This is a genomic window from Pectobacterium jejuense (genome assembly GCF_026800125.1).
GTDB classification, from domain to species: domain Bacteria; phylum Pseudomonadota; class Gammaproteobacteria; order Enterobacterales; family Enterobacteriaceae; genus Pectobacterium; species Pectobacterium jejuense.
Window position 1 is genome coordinate 1 of record NZ_JAPQKX010000017.1, and the last position, 21,450, is coordinate 21,450.

18 protein-coding genes, 6 tRNA genes and 1 other RNA gene are annotated in these 21,450 nt (G+C 52.7%); 13 read left to right on the forward strand and 12 right to left on the reverse strand.

The features are described from left to right. Position 1: 1 nt before the first annotated feature. Positions 2–77, reverse strand: a tRNA-Ala gene (locus tag NXT09_RS21115). A gap of 47 nt (positions 78–124) precedes the next feature. Then, a tRNA-Ala gene (locus NXT09_RS21120) sits at positions 125–200 on the reverse strand. A gap of 265 nt (positions 201–465) precedes the next feature. On the opposite strand from NXT09_RS21120, the gene NXT09_RS21125 reads away from it, so the two are divergent. Beyond that, entirely contained in the window at positions 466–1,335 is an 870-nt protein-coding gene (locus NXT09_RS21125) for an alpha/beta hydrolase (RefSeq protein WP_268581077.1), read from the forward strand. Positions 1,336–1,403: 68 nt separating this feature from the next. Here NXT09_RS21125 and gltX read toward each other — a convergent pair whose 3' ends face one another. Continuing rightward, positions 1,404–2,819, reverse strand: coding sequence for a glutamate--tRNA ligase (gltX, locus tag NXT09_RS21130; protein ID WP_268581078.1), 1,416 nt, complete (start codon positions 2,817–2,819; stop codon positions 1,404–1,406). A gap of 291 nt (positions 2,820–3,110) precedes the next feature. Here gltX and NXT09_RS21135 point away from each other — a divergent pair. From NXT09_RS21135 to NXT09_RS21155, 5 genes are all read left to right on the forward strand, one after another. Then, a tRNA-Val gene (locus tag NXT09_RS21135) sits at positions 3,111–3,186 on the forward strand. A 59-nt stretch (positions 3,187–3,245) separates the two neighbouring features. Then, positions 3,246–3,321 (forward strand) — tRNA-Val (locus NXT09_RS21140). A 55-nt stretch (positions 3,322–3,376) separates the two neighbouring features. After that, a tRNA-Val gene (locus NXT09_RS21145) sits at positions 3,377–3,452 on the forward strand. 7 nt (positions 3,453–3,459) lie between these two features. Continuing rightward, positions 3,460–3,535, forward strand: a tRNA-Lys gene (locus NXT09_RS21150). Positions 3,536–3,582: 47 nt separating this feature from the next. Beyond that, positions 3,583–3,710: non-coding RNA, RtT sRNA (locus NXT09_RS21155), on the forward strand. 216 nt (positions 3,711–3,926) lie between these two features. Here the strand turns inward: NXT09_RS21155 and NXT09_RS21160 are convergent. Next, entirely contained in the window at positions 3,927–4,880 is a 954-nt protein-coding gene (locus NXT09_RS21160; RefSeq protein WP_268581079.1) for a helix-turn-helix transcriptional regulator, read from the reverse strand. A 149-nt stretch (positions 4,881–5,029) separates the two neighbouring features. On the opposite strand from NXT09_RS21160, the gene NXT09_RS21165 reads away from it, so the two are divergent. The 4 genes from NXT09_RS21165 (at position 5,030) to NXT09_RS21180 (ending at position 9,662) form a co-directional block, all read left to right on the forward strand. Further along, positions 5,030–5,413, forward strand: coding sequence for a hypothetical protein (locus NXT09_RS21165; protein ID WP_268581080.1), 384 nt, complete (start codon positions 5,030–5,032; stop codon positions 5,411–5,413). Continuing rightward, positions 5,410–6,636, forward strand: a complete 1,227-nt coding sequence (locus NXT09_RS21170; protein WP_268581081.1) for an MFS transporter — start codon at positions 5,410–5,412, stop codon at positions 6,634–6,636. Before NXT09_RS21165 ends, NXT09_RS21170 begins: the two co-directional genes overlap by 4 nt. Positions 6,637–6,666: 30 nt before the next feature. Further along, positions 6,667–8,940, forward strand: coding sequence for a TonB-dependent receptor (locus tag NXT09_RS21175; RefSeq protein ID WP_268581082.1), 2,274 nt, complete (start codon positions 6,667–6,669; stop codon positions 8,938–8,940). Between the two features lie 287 nt (positions 8,941–9,227). Further along, a complete protein-coding gene (locus tag NXT09_RS21180) occupies positions 9,228–9,662 on the forward strand; it encodes a DoxX family protein (RefSeq protein ID WP_174876733.1) in 435 nt (144 codons plus the stop codon). 80 nt (positions 9,663–9,742) lie between these two features. On the opposite strand, the gene NXT09_RS21185 is transcribed toward NXT09_RS21180, so the two are convergent. The 7 genes from NXT09_RS21185 to dgt all read right to left on the reverse strand — a co-directional run bounded on the left by NXT09_RS21185 (position 9,743) and on the right by dgt (position 18,528). Then, positions 9,743–10,735: a sulfate/molybdate ABC transporter ATP-binding protein gene (locus tag NXT09_RS21185; protein ID WP_010280499.1), complete on the reverse strand. Its 993-nt coding sequence runs from the start codon at positions 10,733–10,735 to the stop codon at positions 9,743–9,745. Then, the gene (gene cysW / locus NXT09_RS21190) at positions 10,725–11,606 is read right to left on the reverse strand and encodes a sulfate ABC transporter permease subunit CysW (RefSeq protein ID WP_010280501.1); all 882 of its coding nucleotides are present in this window, start codon (positions 11,604–11,606) and stop codon (positions 10,725–10,727) included. Before cysW ends, NXT09_RS21185 begins: the two co-directional genes overlap by 11 nt. A gap of 12 nt (positions 11,607–11,618) precedes the next feature. After that, a complete protein-coding gene (gene cysT / locus NXT09_RS21195; RefSeq protein WP_010280704.1) occupies positions 11,619–12,431 on the reverse strand; it encodes a sulfate ABC transporter permease subunit CysT in 813 nt (270 codons plus the stop codon). 156 nt (positions 12,432–12,587) lie between these two features. After that, complete coding sequence (locus NXT09_RS21200) at positions 12,588–13,592, reverse strand: sulfate ABC transporter substrate-binding protein (RefSeq protein WP_370690984.1); 1,005 nt, start codon at positions 13,590–13,592, stop codon at positions 12,588–12,590. A 396-nt stretch (positions 13,593–13,988) separates the two neighbouring features. Further along, positions 13,989–15,146, reverse strand: coding sequence for a CdaR family transcriptional regulator (locus NXT09_RS21205; protein ID WP_039360836.1), 1,158 nt, complete (start codon positions 15,144–15,146; stop codon positions 13,989–13,991). 232 nt (positions 15,147–15,378) lie between these two features. Continuing rightward, the gene (gene degP, locus NXT09_RS21210; protein ID WP_268581083.1) at positions 15,379–16,827 is read right to left on the reverse strand and encodes a serine endoprotease DegP; all 1,449 of its coding nucleotides are present in this window, start codon (positions 16,825–16,827) and stop codon (positions 15,379–15,381) included. Positions 16,828–17,016: 189 nt separating this feature from the next. After that, the gene (gene dgt, locus NXT09_RS21215) at positions 17,017–18,528 is read right to left on the reverse strand and encodes a dGTPase (RefSeq protein WP_268581084.1); all 1,512 of its coding nucleotides are present in this window, start codon (positions 18,526–18,528) and stop codon (positions 17,017–17,019) included. Positions 18,529–18,649: 121 nt separating this feature from the next. Here dgt and mtnN point away from each other — a divergent pair, with 121 nt between their 5' ends. From mtnN to NXT09_RS21230, 3 genes are all read left to right on the forward strand, one after another. Continuing rightward, positions 18,650–19,348, forward strand: a complete 699-nt coding sequence (gene mtnN / locus NXT09_RS21220) for a 5'-methylthioadenosine/S-adenosylhomocysteine nucleosidase (RefSeq protein ID WP_048257761.1) — start codon at positions 18,650–18,652, stop codon at positions 19,346–19,348. Positions 19,349–19,350: 2 nt separating this feature from the next. Further along, complete coding sequence (gene btuF, locus NXT09_RS21225) at positions 19,351–20,181, forward strand: vitamin B12 ABC transporter substrate-binding protein BtuF (protein ID WP_268581085.1); 831 nt, start codon at positions 19,351–19,353, stop codon at positions 20,179–20,181. Between the two features lie 238 nt (positions 20,182–20,419). Then, the gene (locus NXT09_RS21230; protein ID WP_205549354.1) at positions 20,420–20,698 is read left to right on the forward strand and encodes a hypothetical protein; all 279 of its coding nucleotides are present in this window, start codon (positions 20,420–20,422) and stop codon (positions 20,696–20,698) included. Positions 20,699–21,029: 331 nt separating this feature from the next. Here the strand turns inward: NXT09_RS21230 and erpA are convergent, their stop codons facing one another. After that, the gene (erpA, locus tag NXT09_RS21235) at positions 21,030–21,377 is read right to left on the reverse strand and encodes an iron-sulfur cluster insertion protein ErpA (RefSeq protein ID WP_005969047.1); all 348 of its coding nucleotides are present in this window, start codon (positions 21,375–21,377) and stop codon (positions 21,030–21,032) included. Positions 21,378–21,450 lie beyond the last annotated feature (73 nt).

Consider the following 21,450-nt stretch of genomic DNA (forward strand, 5'->3'; position numbering starts at 1 on the left):
TTGGTGGAGCTAAGCGGGATCGAACCGCTGACCTCTTGCATGCCATGCAAGCGCTCTCCCAGCTGAGCTATAGCCCCACAACGTGTGGAATGTTCGTGATAATCAACCAAACAGAGGGAGTGTTTGGTGGAGCTAAGCGGGATCGAACCGCTGACCTCTTGCATGCCATGCAAGCGCTCTCCCAGCTGAGCTATAGCCCCGTATCTTACAGCATCACCGTAAAGGCAAGTACTGTGCGAACGCGTCGCATAATATGAAACCCGATTCGCAGTGTCAACGGCTAAATCCGGTTATCCGATCAACCGCTGAAAAAGACGCCAAAGGTAAGAAAAAACAGGCGGCAATTTCGATGTCATCTCATCATAAGCACAATAAAAAGCTGCTAACGATAACGCGATTTATTATCATCACTTCACGTTACACTTCTGCCTCCTATATAAGCCCCATCACATGCGCTATGTTCCTATGATTGTATTTTCTCTGATGGTATCTGCTTCTGGCCTGTTGCCTGTTCGAGCACAACCCACTATTCCTGATATGACCGAACAAGCAAAAGCTCAATTTGAGATCAGACAAGTTGAGATGAAAAGCGATGCACAGCATGCCTATCGGCTTTTCATCGCGCTTCCCCGCCAACCCGCGCCTGAAGGTGGCTATCCGGTTCTGTACATGCTGGATGGCAACGCTCAGTTTCCCGTTGCCGTAAACCGCTATAACGCAAAAAATGGTGCGGCGCCGCTGATTGTTGCCGTCGGTTATCCGATCGATAAGCCTTACGACGTTCCCGCCAGAACACGTGACTACACGCCGCCGACAACGCTCACCGACCCAGATTTTGCTGCAGGCGGCGAAGCTGAGGCGTTTTACCAATTCCTACAGTCCAAGGTAAAACCCTGGGTTGAAGCGAACTACGCCGTGAATAAGCAAAATCAAACGCTGGCCGGGCACTCTTTCGGCGGTCTGTTTACGCTCTATACGCTTTTTAACCACACCGAATCTTTCCAGCGCTATGTTGCTGCAAGCCCGTCTATCTGGTGGGGAAATGGCGTTGTGATTCCGGCAAGAACGCCGCTGCTCGCGACTCCGCCGCCATCAATTACGGTCACGGCAGGAGCAAATGAGGATGAGCCAGCCAAAACGCAGCCGGGTAAACCTGTTGATGAAAAGCGGGCAGAGCGTCTCAGCCAAAGAAAAATGGTGGAAAGAGCAACAGCGCTGGTCGCACAGCTCAACGAACAAGGCATAAAAGCCGACTTTATTCTATTCCCCGGTAAAGGGCACGGCGACGTGATCCCCGATGCCATCGGTAAAGCGGTTGCTATCGCCGGTCAATAATCCCCTAAGTCATAAATAAAAAGCCCCAGCATTTGGCCGGGGCTTCTTGTGTATTCATGCAATAAGGATTACTGCTGCGCTTCACGCTCAGCAATGAACGCCAACGCTTTATCAATACGCGCCAGCGAACGCTGTTGACCAATCGCATGCACAGTCACGTCAACGCCCGGAGACTGACCCGCGCCGGTTACCGCAACGCGCAGCGGCATACCGACTTTACCCATGCCTTGACCCAACTCGTCCGCCGTGCCCTGAATGGCGTGATGGATATTCTCCGGCGTCCAATCGGTAATCGCTGCCAGCTTCTCACGTACCAGCTCAAGCGGCTGACGAGCAACCGGACGCAGGTGTTTCTTCGCTGCATCAACGTCAAACTCAGCAAAATCTTCATAGAAATAACGGCAAGAGTCCGCCATTTCTTTCAGCGTCTTACAACGCTCGCCCAGCAAGCCAACCAGTTCGCTCAGCTGCGGTCCGGTGCGGGTATCAATTCCAGCCTGCTCGATATGCCATGACAGATGCGTCGCCACGTATTCTGCGGGTAAATGGTTAATATAGTGATGGTTCAACCATTGCAGCTTCTCAGTATTGAAAGCGCTCGCCGATTTGTTGACGGCATCCAGCGAGAACAGCGATTTCATCTCATCTATAGAGAAGATTTCCTGATCGCCAGACGACCAGCCTAAACGCACCAGATAGTTCAGCAGAGCTTCCGGCAGATAGCCGTCATCGCGGTATTGCATTACACCCACAGCGCCGTGACGCTTGGACAATTTCTTACCGTCGTCGCCCAGAATCATCGACACATGCGCATATTCCGGCACCGGTGCGCCCAGCGCTTTCAGGATGTTGATCTGGCGCGGCGTGTTGTTGATATGGTCTTCACCACGGATAACGTGCGTGATTTCCATATCCCAGTCATCGATAACGACACAGAAATTGTAGGTCGGTGAACCGTCAGTACGACGGATAATCAGGTCATCGAGTTCCTGATTGCTGAATTCGATCGGCCCGCGAATGCGGTCATTGAAGATGACTGAGCCTTCCTGCGGGTTGAGGAAACGCACGACATGTGGCTCATTATCAGCATGATGTTCGTGAGAGCCACGGCAACAGCCGTCGTAACGTGGCTTATCACCATTTTCCATCTGCTGCTCACGCAGCGCTTCCAGACGCTCTTTTGAACAGTAGCACTTATAGGCCGTACCGTTTTCCAGCATCTGATCGATTACTGCGTTGTAACGGTCAAAACGTTTAGTCTGGTAGTACGGGCCTTCATCCCAGTTCAGGCTCAGCCAGTTCATACCATCCATAATGGCATCAATCGCGTCCTGAGTTGAACGCTCCAGATCGGTATCTTCAATACGCAGCACGAACTCGCCGTCATGATGACGGGCGAACAGCCAAGAATACAGTGCGGTACGAGCGCCGCCGACGTGGAGATAGCCAGTAGGACTAGGGGCGAAACGGGTTTTGATTTTCATTTGGGATTACAGCCTTATTACGCAACGGCTGTCGGCATAGACCGACATAAGCTCAGAGAACAAAAGTGGGCAACATTCTATCACTCTGCTTCGATTCCTCAACGCCGTAACATGCCGCACATGCTTTTATTCTGCTAGCGATAGCAAGATAACAGGCTGAATTGCGCAAGGATGCAGCACCAACGGCGATAAATACGACGTCTTGACTAATTTTGCAACGAACAATCATTTTAGTTTTAAAAAGCGTTGACTCACATTCAAGGATCCCTATAATGCGACTCCACACAGCGGGGGTGATTAGCTCAGCTGGGAGAGCACCTCCCTTACAAGGAGGGGGTCGGCGGTTCGATCCCGTCATCACCCACCACTCTTTACGACGTTTTAGTGAAAAGTGTCTCGCTGTGTAGAGTAAGAAGATTTGAGATTGGGTGATTAGCTCAGCTGGGAGAGCACCTCCCTTACAAGGAGGGGGTCGGCGGTTCGATCCCGTCATCACCCACCAATCTCATACCAGCTGGTCTTCTTATTAGAAGTTGAAGTAAATGTAGTTCAGAAGTGGGTGATTAGCTCAGCTGGGAGAGCACCTCCCTTACAAGGAGGGGGTCGGCGGTTCGATCCCGTCATCACCCACCACTTCTGCGGGTCGTTAGCTCAGTCGGTAGAGCAGTTGACTTTTAATCAATTGGTCGCAGGTTCGAATCCTGCACGACCCACCACTTCCGCAAAGTGATTCCCCATCTGAAGTAAATCCCAAAAATGCTATATGTTGCACGTGTCGTGTAGGTGAGAACCTGCGTTCAGGCTCGAGCCGAGCGAAGCGAGACAGCAACGCGCCAGCGTTGACCCCGAAGGGGCGAGGCCAAAGGCCGAGTCATCCTGCACGACCCACCACTTCCGCAAAGTGAATTCTCTCTGAAGTAAATCAACCCAATATTATCTGTTGCATCTGTTTTGCAAACGAGACTATATCGTCTGCGCTAACCCGAATATGCAAGACGCACGTAACGTCAGTCTGCAAGACTCGCCTGTTTTTATTTATTATCGAAATAAAAATGAAAAAAATTGAAGATAGAGAGCTGCCCAACCTGATGATGGTTGCCCCCTACCCTATCTGACCTGTGAAGGCGGGAATCCATACTGCTTCTTAAACGCGGCGCTGAAACTACTGACATGTTCATAGCACGCCAACACAGCAGCTTCATCCACAGACACGGCATGTCGGTGGAGCGCCTGATAGGCGCGTTCCAGCCGATGCTTACGCAGGTAGGCAGCAATAGTGATACCGTTACGGGTGCGAAAACCATTCTGCAAATCAACCGGATTAGTCCCCAACGCCTTAGCCATCTGGCCGATACTCAGGCGATCGGCTTCGCCGCTATCCAACCAGTCCTTCAAGCGTACCAAACAGCATTCAAGATGAGCACCAAAACGCTTTTGCTGGGGCGATGCATCAATACTTCGTAAAATGTCCGTCGCTAGATCCAGTGCGAAACTCTCGCATTGCAAACGCTGGATAAGCGAAACCGGAGACCGATCGTCGAAAGCCAATCGGCAAGCACGTTGCAGGACATCCGGAGCGGGTTGCCAGGACAGGCTTTGCCAGTGCGCACGCCTGAACTGCAGCAAGCTACTGCTGCACAGACCACTATCGTTGGCAAACCGTTCGAACCAAATTGGGCTGAAACTCAGGCAGATCTTGGTTTCCCGTCGGCCTGCCTGCCAATGACGCTGAAACTGATCGCTATCCGTCAGATTAACCAGCATTGCGCGCTGGCGGGCGGAATGGGCGTCGAAACGCAGACGCTGACCTGCCAGACTCACATCCGCTTGTCCCTGAAGCAGAAACGCGGCAGTAATACCCGGTGACAGCAAATTCTGACTAAAAGCGTCGATCAGGTCTTCACTCTGACTCAGATACAGCACCAGACCATTACCCAAGGACTGAATCCGCTGCCAGCCAGCCAACACCGGCTGGTCGCTCGGCAACTCCTGGCCGAAATGCAGTTTTCCTCCCTGTTCACTGGCTGCCTGACTTAATTGATCGCAGGTGAATACACGCATGAAACGTACCTGAATAAATATCGTCGCGCCTAACTTTTTCTTTTTTTAGCCTAAGCGAACGATTTGAATTAGAAGTATTCTCATTTGTAACATGACGGCAATCGACTGTCTAAGGTCTGTGACGTTTTTCATTTCAAGGGTAACAACACATGGTTTTACGTGTCACGCAAACCGCGCTGGTCGACGCGGTGTTTCAGGAAAACGTCAGCACTGAGGAAATACGCGAATGGCTGGCGTGCATAGAGCATCTTCTCGAATCGAAACAACCCTTTTTCTTCATCGCCAGAACACTCGCGCACACCGAGTTCGCCCCCGATTACCGATCCATTCAGGCATTCTGGTATCGCCAGCACAAACCCGCGTTTCAGCGCTACTGCCGTGGTCTGGTGCGCATTGCCCGTGACACATCCGAACAAGCTCGTCTGGATGCCCCCGCACTGCACCGAACCTGGGGCGTGCCGTACTTCGTCACTATTGAGAAGTCCAGTGGCTATCACTGGATTGCTGAACGCATGATGGGCATGGGTGAATGATGAAACGAACGAGTGAGTTCGCACCGATCAGCCGATTAGGACTAACGGCGATCGTGATTCTCTATTTAGCGCATGCCCTGCCGTTGTATTTCTACAACGTCGCTCTGCCGAGCATTCTGCGTAGCCAGGGGGTGGATCTGCGCTGGATAGGCATGCTTTCACTGCTTTATCTGCCTTGGGCCTGCAAATTTATCTGGGCACCGTTAATTGACCGTTATTATCTGCCCGTGCTGGGGCGTCGTCGCACCTGGCTATGGCTGACGCAAATCGCACTGGCAGGCGGTGTATTGGTTCTGGCGTTCACCGAATTGGATTACGGCTTGCTCCCATTCGTACTGATTGGGTTATGGATCTCAACTTGGGCTGCAACGCAGGATATCGCCATCGACGGCTATACGGTGGAGTCACTGGCAGAGTCAGATCATCGCCTTGGCAGCATGGCGCAAAGCATCGGCGTGGCGCTGGGCAGCATGATCGGCGGAGCAGGCATCCTGTTGCTGTATCAGTGGTACAGCTGGCGCAGCGCCTTGCTGTCTCTGGCGGTATTGACGGCGCTGACCATGATCGCCGTCACCTGGATTAATGAACGTCCTCAAGTATCCCCAGCATCCGAACGCCCGAGTTTCGCTAATACGTTCAAGCGTCGTGAAATACGTTGGGCTTTACTGCTCATTCTGCTTTACCGACTGGTTGAAGCCCCCGCCATGGCAATGCTTAATCCGCTGCTGGTCGATCAGCAATGGACACTGGTGGAAATCGGCCTTTTGATGTCAGTGGCTGGGGCGGGGGTCGGGTTGCTGAGCGCCATCATCACCGCGTGGGCGCTCAAACGTTACTCGTCCGACATACTGCTGGTTCGTGCTGGCTGGTTGCGCAGTGGCGTCTACCTGCTGCTCGCCGTGCTGATCTACAGCGGCTCAGCCATGACTTCAGGATTTTGGCTCGGCACGCTAGTCATCGTCATGCTAGCGATCCGCTACATGGCGATGACCAGTCTTTATGCGCTGTTCATGCGCCTGTGCTCCCGTCGACAGGCAGGCACCGACTTCACTGTACTGGTGTGCTTTGAACTTCTGGTGTTTTTCCTTGGCGGTTCACTTTCCGGCTTTCTCGCCGCAGGGCTCGGCTATGGCGCTTATTATCTGCTGCTCGGCGTGCTGTCGCTGCTTAGCGTTCTGCTGTGCCAACCGCTCATCAGACAACATCTGACCAAAACCATTTAACCCTTATCATTCAGTTATTCAGGAGACATTATGCGATATCTTGCGCCCCCCGCGCGGGTAACCTTCTTGAGTCTGGCCATCAGCGCTCAGGTGTATGCACAGACCGAGCCCCCCGTGCAGCAAACTCGCAGCCAGACGCAGGACACCGATATCATGACGGTAACGGCGGCCCGCTCGGTGAAAAACATTGCCGACATCGCCGGAACGGTTTACAGCATCGAACGCGAAGATATCGCCAGACAATCCTCAGCAGGCAGGTCTACCGCTGATATTCTCGGTCAGTTGGTGCCTGGCCTGGCTACCGCCTCCGGCACCACCAGTAACTACGGTATGACCATGCGCGGGCGCACGGTACAGGTCATGATCGACGGCGTACCACTGACTGGCTCGCGTGACGGTTCGCGGCAGCTCAACAGCATCTCACCGACAATGATCGAACGTGTCGAAGTCGTATCTGGCGCCACAAGCCTCTACGGTGCAGGCGCTACGGGCGGTATTATCAATATCATCACCCGTAATGCCGATGATGAACCTTATGCTTTCAGCAGCCAATTTGGCTTGAAAAGCGCAGATAAGCCGTCTAAATCAGGTATGGCCTACAGCGGTACGCAAACCGCCTCTTTCCATAACGATAACATCAGCGGCTTTGCCGGGCTGAACTATACCGCGCAAGGGGACATGCGCGATGCCCACGGGAATCGGATCGGGCCGGAAATCGCCCAAACCGATCGCCAGGACACAACCAGTCTCGATTTTAATAGCCGGCTGACCTGGAATCTGGATGACAACCAGCAGTTGAGCGGCGCATTCAGGTATTACAATGATGAGCAAGACAGCGACTACGGCCCCGATTATGGCCCCGGACTGGCCGCGCTGTTCACTCCGGCGACTTTTCAGCCCAGCCTCAAGGGCATCCAAGGGTTACAGCTTGACGACCAGCCCCGCACCCGGCATTACGGCTTCAATACCCAATACCAGAATCGAGACATACTGGGCGGCCAGCAGTTGACGGCTGAAGCCTATTATCGCAAAGAACAATCACGCTGGTTCCCTTCTGTCTCCGCAGTAACGCACTCAGCGCTGCCTGGCGGCAGCACATATGTGGCAATGCAATCCAATACGGATATTGATGTCTGGGGAGTGCGTACCGCATTGCAAAAAAACATGAGCCTGGCAGGACGCGATCTACAGTTAACCTATGGTCTTGACTACGAACAGGAAAAAGACAGCCAGAGTGGGCAATCCTACGGTCTCAACACCTTCATCGCCAGTAACGGCTTGCGTTATCAAGCCGAAAACCGTTACGCCATGGGGCCAGATGTTAAGGTGGACAAAACCGGTCTATTCCTGCAATCGGACTATGCGCTGACTAAACGCCTTAACCTGCAGGCAGGTCTGCGCCACGAGACCATCCGCAACAAGATTTCCACCTCAACGCCCTACAGCGAGGCCATCACTGCGGACAGGGTAGCCGGCTATCAGGCCAGGCAGCTCGAAGGTGGTCAAGTGAAGCATGGGGAAACGTTGTATAACCTGGGGCTGGTGTTCCAGTTGACCGATACCCATCAGTTATTCACCAACTTTTCCCAAGGCTTCAGCCTGCCCGACACACAGCGCATGTTGCGCGACGTACCGGCGACCTTCACCATTAACGGCGACAGTATCGACTCCATCAAGGTCAACAACTATGAACTTGGTTGGCGCATGAGGGATAACCGCGGCCTGAATGCTGGCGTTACCGCGTTCTACAACACGTCCGATAAGGTGGTGCAGTTCAACCGTGACTATAGCGTGTCAGTAGCCGATACCGACGAACGTATTTGGGGCATGGAAGGCAACCTGCAATACCCGCTGTCCGAAAGCTGGAACATTGGCGGCACGCTTGCCTATACACGAGGCGAATATAAAGACGCCGCTGGCGAATGGCGCGAACTGAATGCGTTCCGTGTCTCACCGCTGAAAGCCACATTATACAGCGACTGGACATTCGCCAATGGATACGGAGTACGTCTGCAATCCCTGACCGTCGGCGGAACCGACCGCGCTTATAATGATGCTAAATACGCTACTGTCAGCTCAAGCATTCGCTCCACACCAGCAGCAAAGATTTCAGGCTATACCGTGTTCGACCTCATCGCTCACGCTCCGTTGCTGGGCGGCCAAGTCGGCTTTGGCATCTACAATCTAGCTAATCGTGACTATAAAACCGTCTACAGCCAACAGGCCGAAGCCACCTATGGCAAGCTCTCCAGTCTGCCAGCGCAAGGCCGCTCGTTTGCTCTGACTTATTCGATTGACTACTGAAGCACAAGGTAGCCGATACGGCAGCGTGATGTTCTGCGCTGCCATTCCCTCCTCTCAAACATCAACGACATGATGGGGGTTAAAACGCCCATCCATCATTAGACCGCCGCAATTGCGGTGCTATGCTTATCTGCGTTTACGATGTTCACGTAATTTTTTGACAGAAAATATCAAATTTATTGGTTTTCTATTCAACCCCTAAATCGACGACACTGCCGCCCTATACAAAGCATTGCCAACAAACATTACCAATAAGCATTTTTTGCTCACTTATGAGGTTGTCTATTATGATTGCTCAGTTGAATCAGTGGTTCACGCGTTTAACCGATCATCCTGATGCAGGTAAACTTTTACTGCGTTTAACCGTGGGTATCCTGCTGCTGTTTCATGGCGTAGCAAAAATTGAGCACGGTGTAGGTTGGATCGTACAGATGCTGCAAGGCGCAGGCCTGCCAGGTTTTATCGCTTATGGCGTTTATATCGGCGAAGTTGTTGCCCCGATTCTGATTATTCTGGGCGTATTTACCCGCGTTTCCGGCCTGATTGCCGCGCTGACGCTGGTTGTGGCTACGCTGATGGTTGGCACAGGTAAATTCTTCACGCTGACTAACGTGGGTGCCTGGGCGCTGGAATTAGAAGCACTCTATTTCTTCGCGGGCATTATCATCATGCTGGTCGGTAGCGGTCGCTATTCTGTTGCCTCTAACCCCGCTTATCGCTAATCCTTGCCACCCGGCTAGTATTAACGACAAAAGCAAAAAACCCGCGGATTCGCGGGTTTTTTATTTCGATGCTCTGCCGATCAGATTTCCCAATCGTGGCTATAACGTTTAGGTTTGAACTGAATCACATCGCCTTTCTGTAGCCCGTGCAGACTTACATCATCCTTTGCGACTTCCGCTTCAATCAGCTCCGACTGCTCACCCAGCTTCAACGACAGGCGCGTCAAGGCACCGAGTGGGCGAATATCTCGCACTGTCACTGCCTGATAGCCTTCCTGCGCCTGAACGGATAACGACACTTCATGAGGACGGAATAGAATCGTCTCTTCCGTCTGTGCCACTTTCAACCGGTTACTGTCGCCAAGGAAATGGTAAACAAACTCGCTAGCTGGGTTGTTATAAACCTCAGCTGGAGTGCCGATTTGCTCAATCACACCTTTATTCATCAGCACGATGCGATCGGCGACTTCCATCGCTTCTTCCTGATCGTGCGTCACAAACACCGATGTCAGATCGATATCTTCATGCAACTGAGACAGCCAGCGGCGCAGCTCTTTACGAACCTTGGCATCCAGCGCGCCAAAGGGCTCATCTAGCAACAGAATGCTTGGCTCGACAATCAGCGCACGTGCCAAAGCAATACGCTGGCGCTGGCCGCCGGAAAGCTGTTCAGGATAGCGATCTCCCAGCCAGTCCAACTGCACCAGATTCAGTAATTCATGTACTTTCTTTTCAATGTCACTCTTCGACGGGCGGATATTTTTCGGCTTCATTCGCAACCCAAACGCCACGTTATCGAACACCGTCATGTGGCGGAACAGCGCGTAGTGCTGGAATACAAACCCTACGTTGCGTTTACGCACATCGTGAACGGACACATCCTGGCCGTGGAAAATAATGCTACCGCTATCCGGCTGTTCCAGCCCGGCGATAATACGCAGCAGCGTCGTCTTACCACAGCCCGATGGCCCCAGCAGCGCCACCAGCTCACCGCTGTGGATCGACAAATTAATCTCGTTCAGCGCCCGGAACTGGCCAAATTGTTTATTAATATTGCGAATCTCAATGCTCATTTTTGGCCAACTCCTGTTGTTTCTCTATTTGCTTCGTCAATCGGCTTTCACTCCACTGGCGCAGCAGCAGCACGACCAGTGACATAATTAGCAGCAGGATCGCCACGCTGAAAGCCGCAACGATGTTGTACTCGTTATAAAGAATTTCGATGTGCAACGGCAGCGTGTTCGTCAGGCCGCGGATATGGCCGGAAATGACGGAAACGGCACCAAATTCCCCCATCGCACGCGCAGTACACAGCACCACGCCGTAGATCAGCGCCCACTTCACATTCGGCAGCGTGATGTGCCAGAACATTTGCCAGCCATTCGCCCCCAGTAGCCGCGCCGCTTCTTCTTCCTGCGAGCCCTGCTCTTCCATCAGCGGAATCAGCTCACGGGCAACATAAGGCAGCGTGACGAAAATTGTAGCCAGCACGATGCCCGGCACCGCGTAAACAATTTGCAGATCGTGTTCAAGCAGGAAGGGATAGATCTTGCTTTGCGCCCCAAACAGCAGCACATACACCAGCCCCGCAACCACAGGGGAAACGGAAAATGGCAAGTCGATCAGCGCCAGCAGAAAGCTCTTGCCACGAAATTCAAATTTCGTCACGCACCACGCCGTCGCCAGCCCGAATACCACGTTTAGCGGTACAGAAATGACAGTCGCAAGCAGCGTCAGCTTGAGCGCAGAAATCGCATCCGGCTCGGTGATCGCGTCCCAAAATGCGCCGACACCTTTATCCAGCCCCTGAGTGACAACCATCATCAGCGGCAGCACCAGAATCAGGAAAAAGACGACCCACGCGAGTGAAACCAGAATGTAATAGGCGGCGGGCTGTTTTTTTCTTTTAGCCGCGTTGGCCTGAGTGGAAATAACCTGTTCCATGAAGACCGGCCCTTACAGTTTCGGTTGAATGCGGCGCTGCAACACGTTAATCAGCAGCAGCATAATGAAAGAAACCAGCAGCATGAATACGCCGATCCCGGTTGCTCCCTTGTAGTCATACTGATCCAGCTTGGAGACGATCAGCAGAGGCAGGATTTCGGTTTTAAACGGAATATTCCCCGCGATAAACACCACGGAACCGTATTCTCCAACGCCACGGGCAAAGGCCAGTGCAAAGCCCGTCAGCCACGCCGGTAACAATGCAGGCAGCAAGACATGGCGGAAAACCTGAAGCGGGCGCGCGCCAAGGCAGGCGGCGGCTTCTTCCACTTCTTTGGGAATATCAGCGAGCACCGGTTGCAGCGTTCTGACCACGAAAGGCAGCGTGACGAAAATGAGCGCCAGCGTGATGCCAATACCGGTGTAGGCAATTTTGAACGGAAACAGCGAGCCAATCAGGCCATTCGGCGCATACAACGCCGTCAGCGCAATCCCCGCCACGGCGGTTGGCAGCGCAAAAGGCATATCGATCATGGCATCGATCACTTTGCGGCCGGGAAAGGTATACCGCACAAGTACCCAGGCCAGCAGCGTCCCGAGAATGCCGTTAATAAACGCCGCAGCCAGCGCCGTACCAAACGAAAGCCGCAGGGAGAAAAGCACCTGACGGCTGGTGATCAGATCCCAAAACTGACCAAACGTTAGTTGGCTGGCATACAAAAACATCCCCGCCAACGGAATGAGGACAATTAATCCTAAATAGCTCAGGCTAAACCCTAACGTTAGCCCGAAACCGGGAATCACTGAGGAAGAACGTTGTGACATACCGTGCCTTTAATTTTCATACTCACTACCCAGCCAACAACTGCTTGCCGACGCGCGCTACCTGACAGAAAGGTTAAGGCGGCAGGTCCTCTGCCTTCTTAACCTGAAAAAAGCCGCTAGGGTGATAGCGGCCTTAATTCGTCAGACATTAAAAACTTACTTATTAATCTCTTTAAAGATGGCGTCGAACACACCGCCGTCGTTAAAGAATTTGTCCTGTGCCGCTTTCCAGCCGCCGAAATCCTTATCAATCGTCACCAGATTCACCGGTGCAAACTGATCTTTAAACTCTTCAGCGATCTTGGCATTACGTGGACGGTAGAAATTTTTACCGATGATGCGCTGCGCTTCATCGCTGTAGAGGTATTGCAGATAGGCTTCAGCCTGTTTCTGTGTTCCCTTACGCTCAACGACTTTGTCGACAACGGCAACCGGCGGTTCAGCCAGAATCGACAGAGACGGTGTCACGATCTCAAGCTGATCGCCGCCCTGCTCTTGCAGAGACAGGTAGGCTTCGTTTTCCCACGCCAGCAGCACATCGCCTAGCTGACGTTGCACAAAGCTGATGGTTGCCCCACGCGCACCGGTATCCAGTACTGGCGCATGGCGATACAGCTCAGTGACAAATTTCAGTGCGGTTTCATCATTGCCGCCCGGTTGCGCTTTGGCATAAGCCCACGCTGCCAGGAAGTTCCAACGCGCACCGCCAGAGGTTTTCGGGTTTGGCGTGATCACTTCAACGCCCGGTTTCACCAGATCGTTCCAGTCTTTGATTTGCTTCGGATTACCTTTGCGTACCAGAAAAACGATGGTGGAGGTGTAAGGTGTGCTGTTGTCAGGCAAACGTGCCTGCCATTTAGGGTCGATCAGCTGTTGATTCAGGTTTAAGGCATCAATGTCACCAGCCAGCGCCAGCGTCACCACGTCAGCCTGCAAGCCGTCAATCACCGAGCGAGCCTGCTTGCCAGAACCACCGTGAGAGTTTTTGATGGAGATATCTTCACCCGTGGTCGCTTTCCAATGCTTAATAAACGCCGCATTGTATTGCTGATATAACTCACGCGTCGGATCGTAAGACACGTTTAATAATTCGGTAGCCGCCGAGGCCACACCAGAAAACAACAGTGCTGCCGTAGCAACAGATAACCCCAGACGACGTATTGACATTCTTATCACTCCCTAATGCTCGAAAGTATCAGATAAAATCATGACGGATGTGACTGATTAATAACTTAAATAATTCGACTTGCAGGAAAAAACGTTATCGTTTTGAACCGCGTACATGCCGCTTGAAATAGGACGGGTATATCAGGCTGACAACATGGAAGTGACAATAGTGGATATAGGGAAGGGGCAAAAATATTGTTTCGCGATAATTTATGCTATCGCGTTATATTGTTAATGATTATGTAATAGTTTTCAGTCTAAGCAATTTTGTTGCAGCAGTAATATTTTACGACGGGAATATGAGGTAACCCTGATGCCGTGCGGCATCAGGTCAATACGGTGCAAGCTAAGCTTGAATCACAGGGGCGTAAAACGACGTGTCTTTCTGCCCTACTCTTCTTCATCCAGTTGCAAAGCCACGTACAGCAGCAGACGGTCGTCGAAATTCCCCAGATCTAACCCCGTCAGTTCAGAGATGCGGTTAAGGCGATATTCCAACGTATTGCGGTGGATAAAGAGCGCTTTCGCCGTCGCGCCGGGCTGGACATTGTTACGGAACCAGGCCCCCAACGTCCGACGCAGCAGACCATTGCCATCCATTGCTTTAAGCTTCGAAAGCGGGCGCACCAGCTCATTTGCCTGCCAGCCACCACGCAGGCTATCCAGCAGCACGGGCAACATCAAATCCTGATAGTAATAACAGCGCTGGGCGGGCATACGCTGTTTGCCTACGCTCATGGTCGTTCGTGCCGTTCGGTAGGAGCGCGCGATACTGCCGGGGCCAGCAAAATAGTTCCCCAGCGCCAGCCGCACTCGCAGCCGACTACTTTCCGCCATACGCGACATCAGCGTATCTACGCGACGCCGGTGTTCCTCTGCATCCCAGCGTCCGTGGCTGTTCAGCGCCGGTTTTAGCACCACCATTTCCGTCAGAGAAACGATAGCGATCAGGTTGTCGCGTTCCGGCGTGGTCAACAGCGTCTGCAACTGCTGTAGCTCTGCCATGGCGGAGTCAACACCGAGCTGCCCGCTGTCCACTTCGATCACCGCGGCGACGCGGGGCTTATTCAGATCGATGCCTAAACGCTGCGCCCATTCCATGAGGGCGGGAGACAGGTCGTCGGTGCGAATCAGGTTCAGCACCAGCTCTTCACGCAGGCGGCTATCCTGCGCCAGCATATGCAGCAGCCTCGCCTGCTCCAGCATCATTTCCGCCGTCATGCAGACAAGCTCACCGTATTGCCGTAGCTGGCTGGGATTCCCCGTCAGGCCGATGACGCCAACGATTTCACCGTCGATGCGCAGGGGTAAATTGATGCCCGGACGCACGCCGTGCAGGTGACGCGCCACGGCATCATCAATATCGACGACTCGCCCCTGCGAAAGCGCCAGCAGCGCTCCTTCGTGCAGTTCCCCCAATCGTTCCTGATCGCCACTGCCGATAATCTTACCGCGAGCATCCATCACGTTGATATTGCTATCAATGATCTGCATGGTCCGCGCGACAATATCCTGTGCCATCTTGGCATTGAGATGATACGACGCCATTTTTACCTCTGAGAGGAACATTGACAATTGCACCAGCATACCGCCACACGGTGCGCCACACATTGTGCAAATTAACAAAGAAACGGGAATTAGATTAAATCTGTGGAAGAACTCACAAAAGCACTTTCATAGAGAAGCGAGAAGTGGCCGAGTACCAGAGTACCCGGCCAGATAAGTAACGTAACAAATTGTCTTAAAAGGTAATTATTAACGTAGACGCTGAAAGGTTCGATTACGGAGCCAGCAGATAAATCGTGTTCTCGCCACGACGAACGTTCAACGCCAGAACGGCCGGTTTGCTGTCCAGAATTTTACGCAACTCGCCAATATTCTGTATCGTCTGTTGATTAACGCCCAGAATAATGTCGTCTTTCTTCAGGCCAATTTTAGCCGCCGCGGAACCGGGTTTAACGTTATCCACCTTGACGCCTTTTTTATCGTCCACCTGAGTATTGCTCAGCTCGGCACCTTCAATGCCAGAGTAGAGATTACCGGAAGCCACCTGAGCCTGATTGCTCTGTTGCAACGTCACCTCAACCGTTAGCGGTTTACCCTCACGCAGCAGTCCCAGCGCCACTTTGCTGCCCACCGGCAGCGATCCAACCTGCGCACGCAGCGCAGAGAAGCTGCTGACCGCCTTACCATTCAGCGTGACGATCACATCGCCCGCCTTGATGCCCGCCTCATCTGCTGCTGATTTAGGTCGCACTTGACTCACAAACGCACCGCGCTGTGCATCAACTTTCATCGCCTGCGCCAGTTCGGAGTTCAGCTCCGTCCCGGTGATACCCAGCTCGCCGCGCTTCACTTCGCCAAATTCGACAATCTGTGCCACGACGCTTTTCACCATATTGCTGGGGATAGCGAAACCGATCCCGATATTGCCGCCATCTGGAGCAAGAATCGCGGTATTCAGCCCAACCAGCTCCCCATTCAGATTAACCAGCGCACCACCGGAATTCCCCCGGTTGATCGCCGCATCGGTCTGAATAAAGTTCTCGTAGTTTTCAATATTCAACCCGCTACGCCCCAGCGCAGACACAATGCCCGATGTCGCCGTTTCACCCAGACCATACGGGTTACCAATCGCTACCGTGTAATCACCGACCCGCAGTTGGTCGGAATCCGCGACCTTAATCGCCGTCAGATTTTTAAAATCTTTCAACTGCACCAGCGCGATATCTGAACGCGGGTCTTTGCCTAACACTTTGCCGTCATACTTGCGGCCATCGCTGAGTCGAACCTGAATCTTATCGGCGTTATCCACCACATGGCTGTTGGTCACCACATAGCCTTTTTCTGCATTAATCACGACGCCCGCGCCCAGCGCCTGGAAATTTTCCTGCTGTGGCGGCTGACCGTCGTCGTCACCTTCTCCCTGACACATTGGCGATGACTGGAACGGTGATCCCTCCTGACAGAAAGGCGAGTTTTCACCAAAAAACGGCTGAAGTTGCGGCGGGATATCTTCTTTTCCCGCATTGCCCGCATGGGTGGTATGCCCTTCCACATAGATGCTCACCACGGAAGGCATGACGTTTTCCAGCATAGGGGCCAGGCTGGGTAATTGACCCGATGACGCGGCAGACGCCGCTGACTCAGCGGCAGTCGCCGTGGTGGAGCCCATCGCCATCGCCAGACTTAACGCCAGCGCACTCAGAACCAGTGATTTTCTTTTCATAGGAGGTTATCTCATAGTAATCAACACGCAAGTCTTACGGCCCGTGTACCCGACACCGGGTACACTCAGTGGTCGTGCTGTATGAGATAAATATGGACCAACAAGGTTCCCAAGGGGAAGATCGTGAAGCGTAAGGAAATATTGAACGGCTTTACAAAAGTCGCGATTTCCGTTGCGGCCTGTTCATCGCTAATCCGCGGCCATCAGCTTGCGGTATTCGTCGTAGGCGTACAGATCGGTCATACCGCTGATGTAATCCTGAATCAGGCGCGCCCGATAATAATATTCACGGATTGCACGCTCAGTTTCAGGTAACCCTTCCAACTCAGCAACCGCTTCACAATAGGCCAGACAGTGCTTGCTGGATAGCTTGTGATAAAGCCGCGTTTCAATCGGATAGCGCTTGTGCGTATCGTCGCTCACAAGCTGCCTGAAATCCTGATAGGGCATCTCGAGCAGCGGGCTATAAATATCCAGCAGGCCGCGAATCACGCGATCCCCCTGTAGCTCCAACTGTTCAACTTCATGATGGTTAAAAACGTGCTTTAAGGCGACGCGTTTGAAAATGCCTAACAGCCGATTCTGCGGGCTGTCGTCCTCAAGCAACGCCTGATTGAACGACCCGGCATACACTTCCGGCAGGTTGTCGATAAAACGCTGCGCGGCATGCGGCACCATCTGCCCCACGGTATGCACACGGAGATTCATGAAGAACTGATCGTCGTGGCTACGCCATTGAAAGCGTTCGCGATCTTTGTATGCACGTTCAATCGTTTTAGCGAAGATGTCTTTTTCTGCTCCTGCGCCCCAATTTTCGCGCAGACGATCGTAAAGTTCGTCGATCGTGAGAATATCTTTCTCGACGGCATCCTCAAGATCCGCGATGCAGTAGGACACATCATCGGCCGCTTCCATAATGTAGCTCAGCGGATGACGATGAAATTCGCCCATATCCAGCTCTTCACGCAGTGTGGCGACAAACGCTTCCTCTGACAGATAGTAGCCCGGTTTCTTCATCAAATAATGGTAATCCGCCGGAAGCTCGCCGTGCCAATACGCGGGACGGGTGTATTTCAGAATGCAGGCCACCTGCCCGTAGGTCAGGTTGAGCTTCAGCAACGTATGCACCAGACGGATCGCCTGTGCGTTGCCTTCAAAATGGCTTAGATCCTGCCGGATTTGCCCGCGCAGATCGTCCAGCCCATCCTGCTGCATCCGCAGTGTAGGCACTTTGCAGTCATCGACGCGTTCTGTGGATGCACTGTCCAGATAGTGGCTATCCAGTAATTTTCTGAACCATTGATTAATTGCAGATTCGCCAAAATGTCCAAACGGCGGATTGCCGATGTCATGCATCAGGCACGCCATTTCGACCAGACTTTCAAACGGTGTTTCTCTGTCGTCCAGACCCAGCGACGCCAGCCGCCCATCGACTTTCAGGCGGTGCAAAATCTCTTTGGCGATATAGCGTCCCACCTGCTGAACTTCCATCGAGTGGGTCAGGCGGGAGCGGACGGCTGCATTGCGTTCTAGCGGAAAGACCTGGGTTTTTTGCTGTAAGCGGCGGATGGCAGCGGAGTTAATAATACGACCCCGATCGCTCTCAAACTGGCGCACAATCGTATATTCATCCTCAGCCGTTTTAGGCCGGCTGAAATGGCGCTGAAAGCTCATTTTTTTGGCGAAATCGATACCAGACATACGGTTCTCCATGTCATCCCGCTACAGCACAATGATGGACACTCCATCTCATCCCGCTAGCCATGATAGACTAACCCCAGCTACACGCCTTCCATTTATAACAGAATTTGCGGGGAACCTTATGAAAGTCGGTATTATCGGCGCGATGGAACAAGAAGTAACTCTGCTGCGCGATCGGATTGAAAACCGTCAGACCTTCCAGCGTGCAGGTTGCGAAATCTACACAGGACAAATCAACGGCGTGGATGTCGCCCTGCTGAAATCCGGTATCGGCAAAGTCTCCGCCGCGTTGGGCACCACGCTGCTGCTGGAGCACAGCAAGCCAGACGTGGTCATTAACACCGGTTCCGCTGGCGGACTCGCACCTACATTGAACGTCGGTGATATCGTCGTTTCCGATGAAGTGCGCTACCACGATGCCGACGTCACGGCTTTTGGCTATGAGCCCGGCCAGATGGCTGGCTGCCCTGCCGCTTTCCTTGCCGATGAAAAACTCATCACACTGGCGCAGGAAGTCATTGCCGAGTTACAGCTGAACGCTGTGCGCGGTCTGGTTGTCAGCGGTGATGCCTTCATTAACGGCGCAGAGCCGTTAGCCCGTATCCGCACCACCTTCCCGAAAGCAATTGCCGTAGAAATGGAAGCGACAGCGATCGCCCATGTCTGCCACCAGTTCGCCGTCCCGTTTGTAGTGGTGCGCGCGATTTCTGATGTGGCCGATAAAGCCTCACACCTGAGTTTCGATGAGTTCCTGAGCGTTGCGGCACAGCAGTCAACGCGGATGGTAGAAGCGATTCTGGCCAAGCTGGCCGCACGCTAATAGTGACTTTCAGGTTCCTCTGCTGGCTGACCGGGCTACTGCTCTGCACCGCCGCTTATGCCATTCCGCAACGCGTGATCAGTCTCGCACCGCACGCGACGGAAATGGCCTATGCGGCTGGCATGGGCGAACAGCTGATTGCGGTCAGCGCCTGGTCAGATTACCCGCCAGAAGCGAAAAAGCTGGAACAGGTGGCTTCCTGGCAGGGAATCAACCTGGAGCGGATCCTCGCCCTCAAGCCCGATCTGATTCTGGCGTGGCGCGAGGGTAATCCGCAGCGTCCGCTGGAACAGCTCGCCAATTTCTCGATTCCTATCGTTTATCTGGATGCGAAGACGTTAGACGATATCCCGGCGTCACTACGACAGTTGGCGACCTATAGCCGCCATCCTGAGCAAGCTGAACGCGCAGCAAAAGATTTTCAGCAGGGAATAGGTGAACTCCAGCACGCTGGCGAGAAACCGAACGCCGCGCCATTGCGGGTATTCCTTCAATTTGGCACTCAGCCGCTGTTTACCTCGTCGAAAGCGACGCTGCAAAGCCAGATCGTTTCACTGTGCGGTGCTGAAAATGTCTTTAGCAACAGCCCGGTGCCTTGGCCGCAGGTCAGTCGTGAACAGGTGTTAAGACGCCAGCCGCAGGCCATTATTGTCGTCGGTACGCCAGATAGGGCTTCCAGCGTACAAACGTTTTGGCAGCCGCAATTAGCGGTTCCGGTGATTACCGTCAATGAGGACTGGTTTAGCCGCAGCGGCCCACGTTTATTATTGGCGGCCCGGCAAATTTGTTCTCAATTAGCAGAGTTAAGACCCACGCTTTCGTCAGCGAAGTGATTGTTAATTAACACTGTGAAATCATTCCGATAACAATAGATTCATTAGTATACAAGTTGTAACACTAACAGACTTTTATTTCGCCAATAGTTGCCGATAATCTGAACGTAACGGTGGAATCATAGACATCAATAAAAGGTGTTGATTACCGCCCGGCGATGGCGATAAAGCCAAAGCAAGACGAAATGAGAAAACTTTGAACCGATATCGGTTCCTTTGACACCAGGTAGCTTTAACTATGAAAAATGCGTTGCTTTACGCGGGCTTACTTATGGCGGCCTGTAGCACGGCATATGCAGGGAGTCAGGGCGGGCAAATTAACGCTCAACTGACTATACAACCGGCGTGCGGCGTAACGCCTCAATCCGGTCAATATCAAATGAATTGTAACGTAGCCTCTGTACCACAACCTAAAATTACTGAGTCACGCATTCAGGTCGATCAGGCAAAATTTTCGACTTCTGCGGCAAAAACCGCACAGGGTACGGAAATGCGTTTGATTACGGTCGAATGGTAATCACAGTAAAAACACGAAGCGTATTCTTTTAATTAACGCTTCTTGTGACAGGTTGCTTGTTTACTATGCCCTAAATAATTCGAGTTGCATGACAAAACGTTAGCGTTTTGAACAACGCAAAGCGTTGGCCCTTCAGGGCGAGGCTCATTTATGCGCCTCGTAAAGCGGCAACCGAGCGAATCCCCAGGAGCTTACTCAGGTAAGTGACTGGGGTGAGTAAGAGCAGCCAACGCACAAGCAGCTTGAAGTATGACGGGCATATAAAAAAACCGTGTCTCGGCAACAAGACACGGTTTTTATTTTTCAGTCGGTGAATAACCGCAATGCAGGATCAGACGCTGAAAGAGGAACCACAGCCGCAGGTGGATTTCGCATTCGGATTCGTCACGATAAAGCGAGAACCTTCCAGACCTTCGGTATAATCCACCGCACCGCCAACCAGATATTGCAGGCTCATCGGATCAACCACAAGCGCCACACCTTGTTTCTCAATGGTCATATCGCCGTCGTTGATTTGATCATCAAAGGTAAAACCATACTGGAAACCGCTACAGCCGCCGCCCGTGATGTACACACGCAGTTTCAGCTCTGGGTTTTCTTCATCAGCAATCAGGTTTTTCACCTTGCTTGCCGCCGCATCGGTAAATTGCAGAGGCAGTGCTGCTATATCATCGCTCATATTTTTACTCCCAACTCAGGGCTTATCAGGTGATAGACCCATATTCATACGCTTATTATCCGGCAGTATGCGA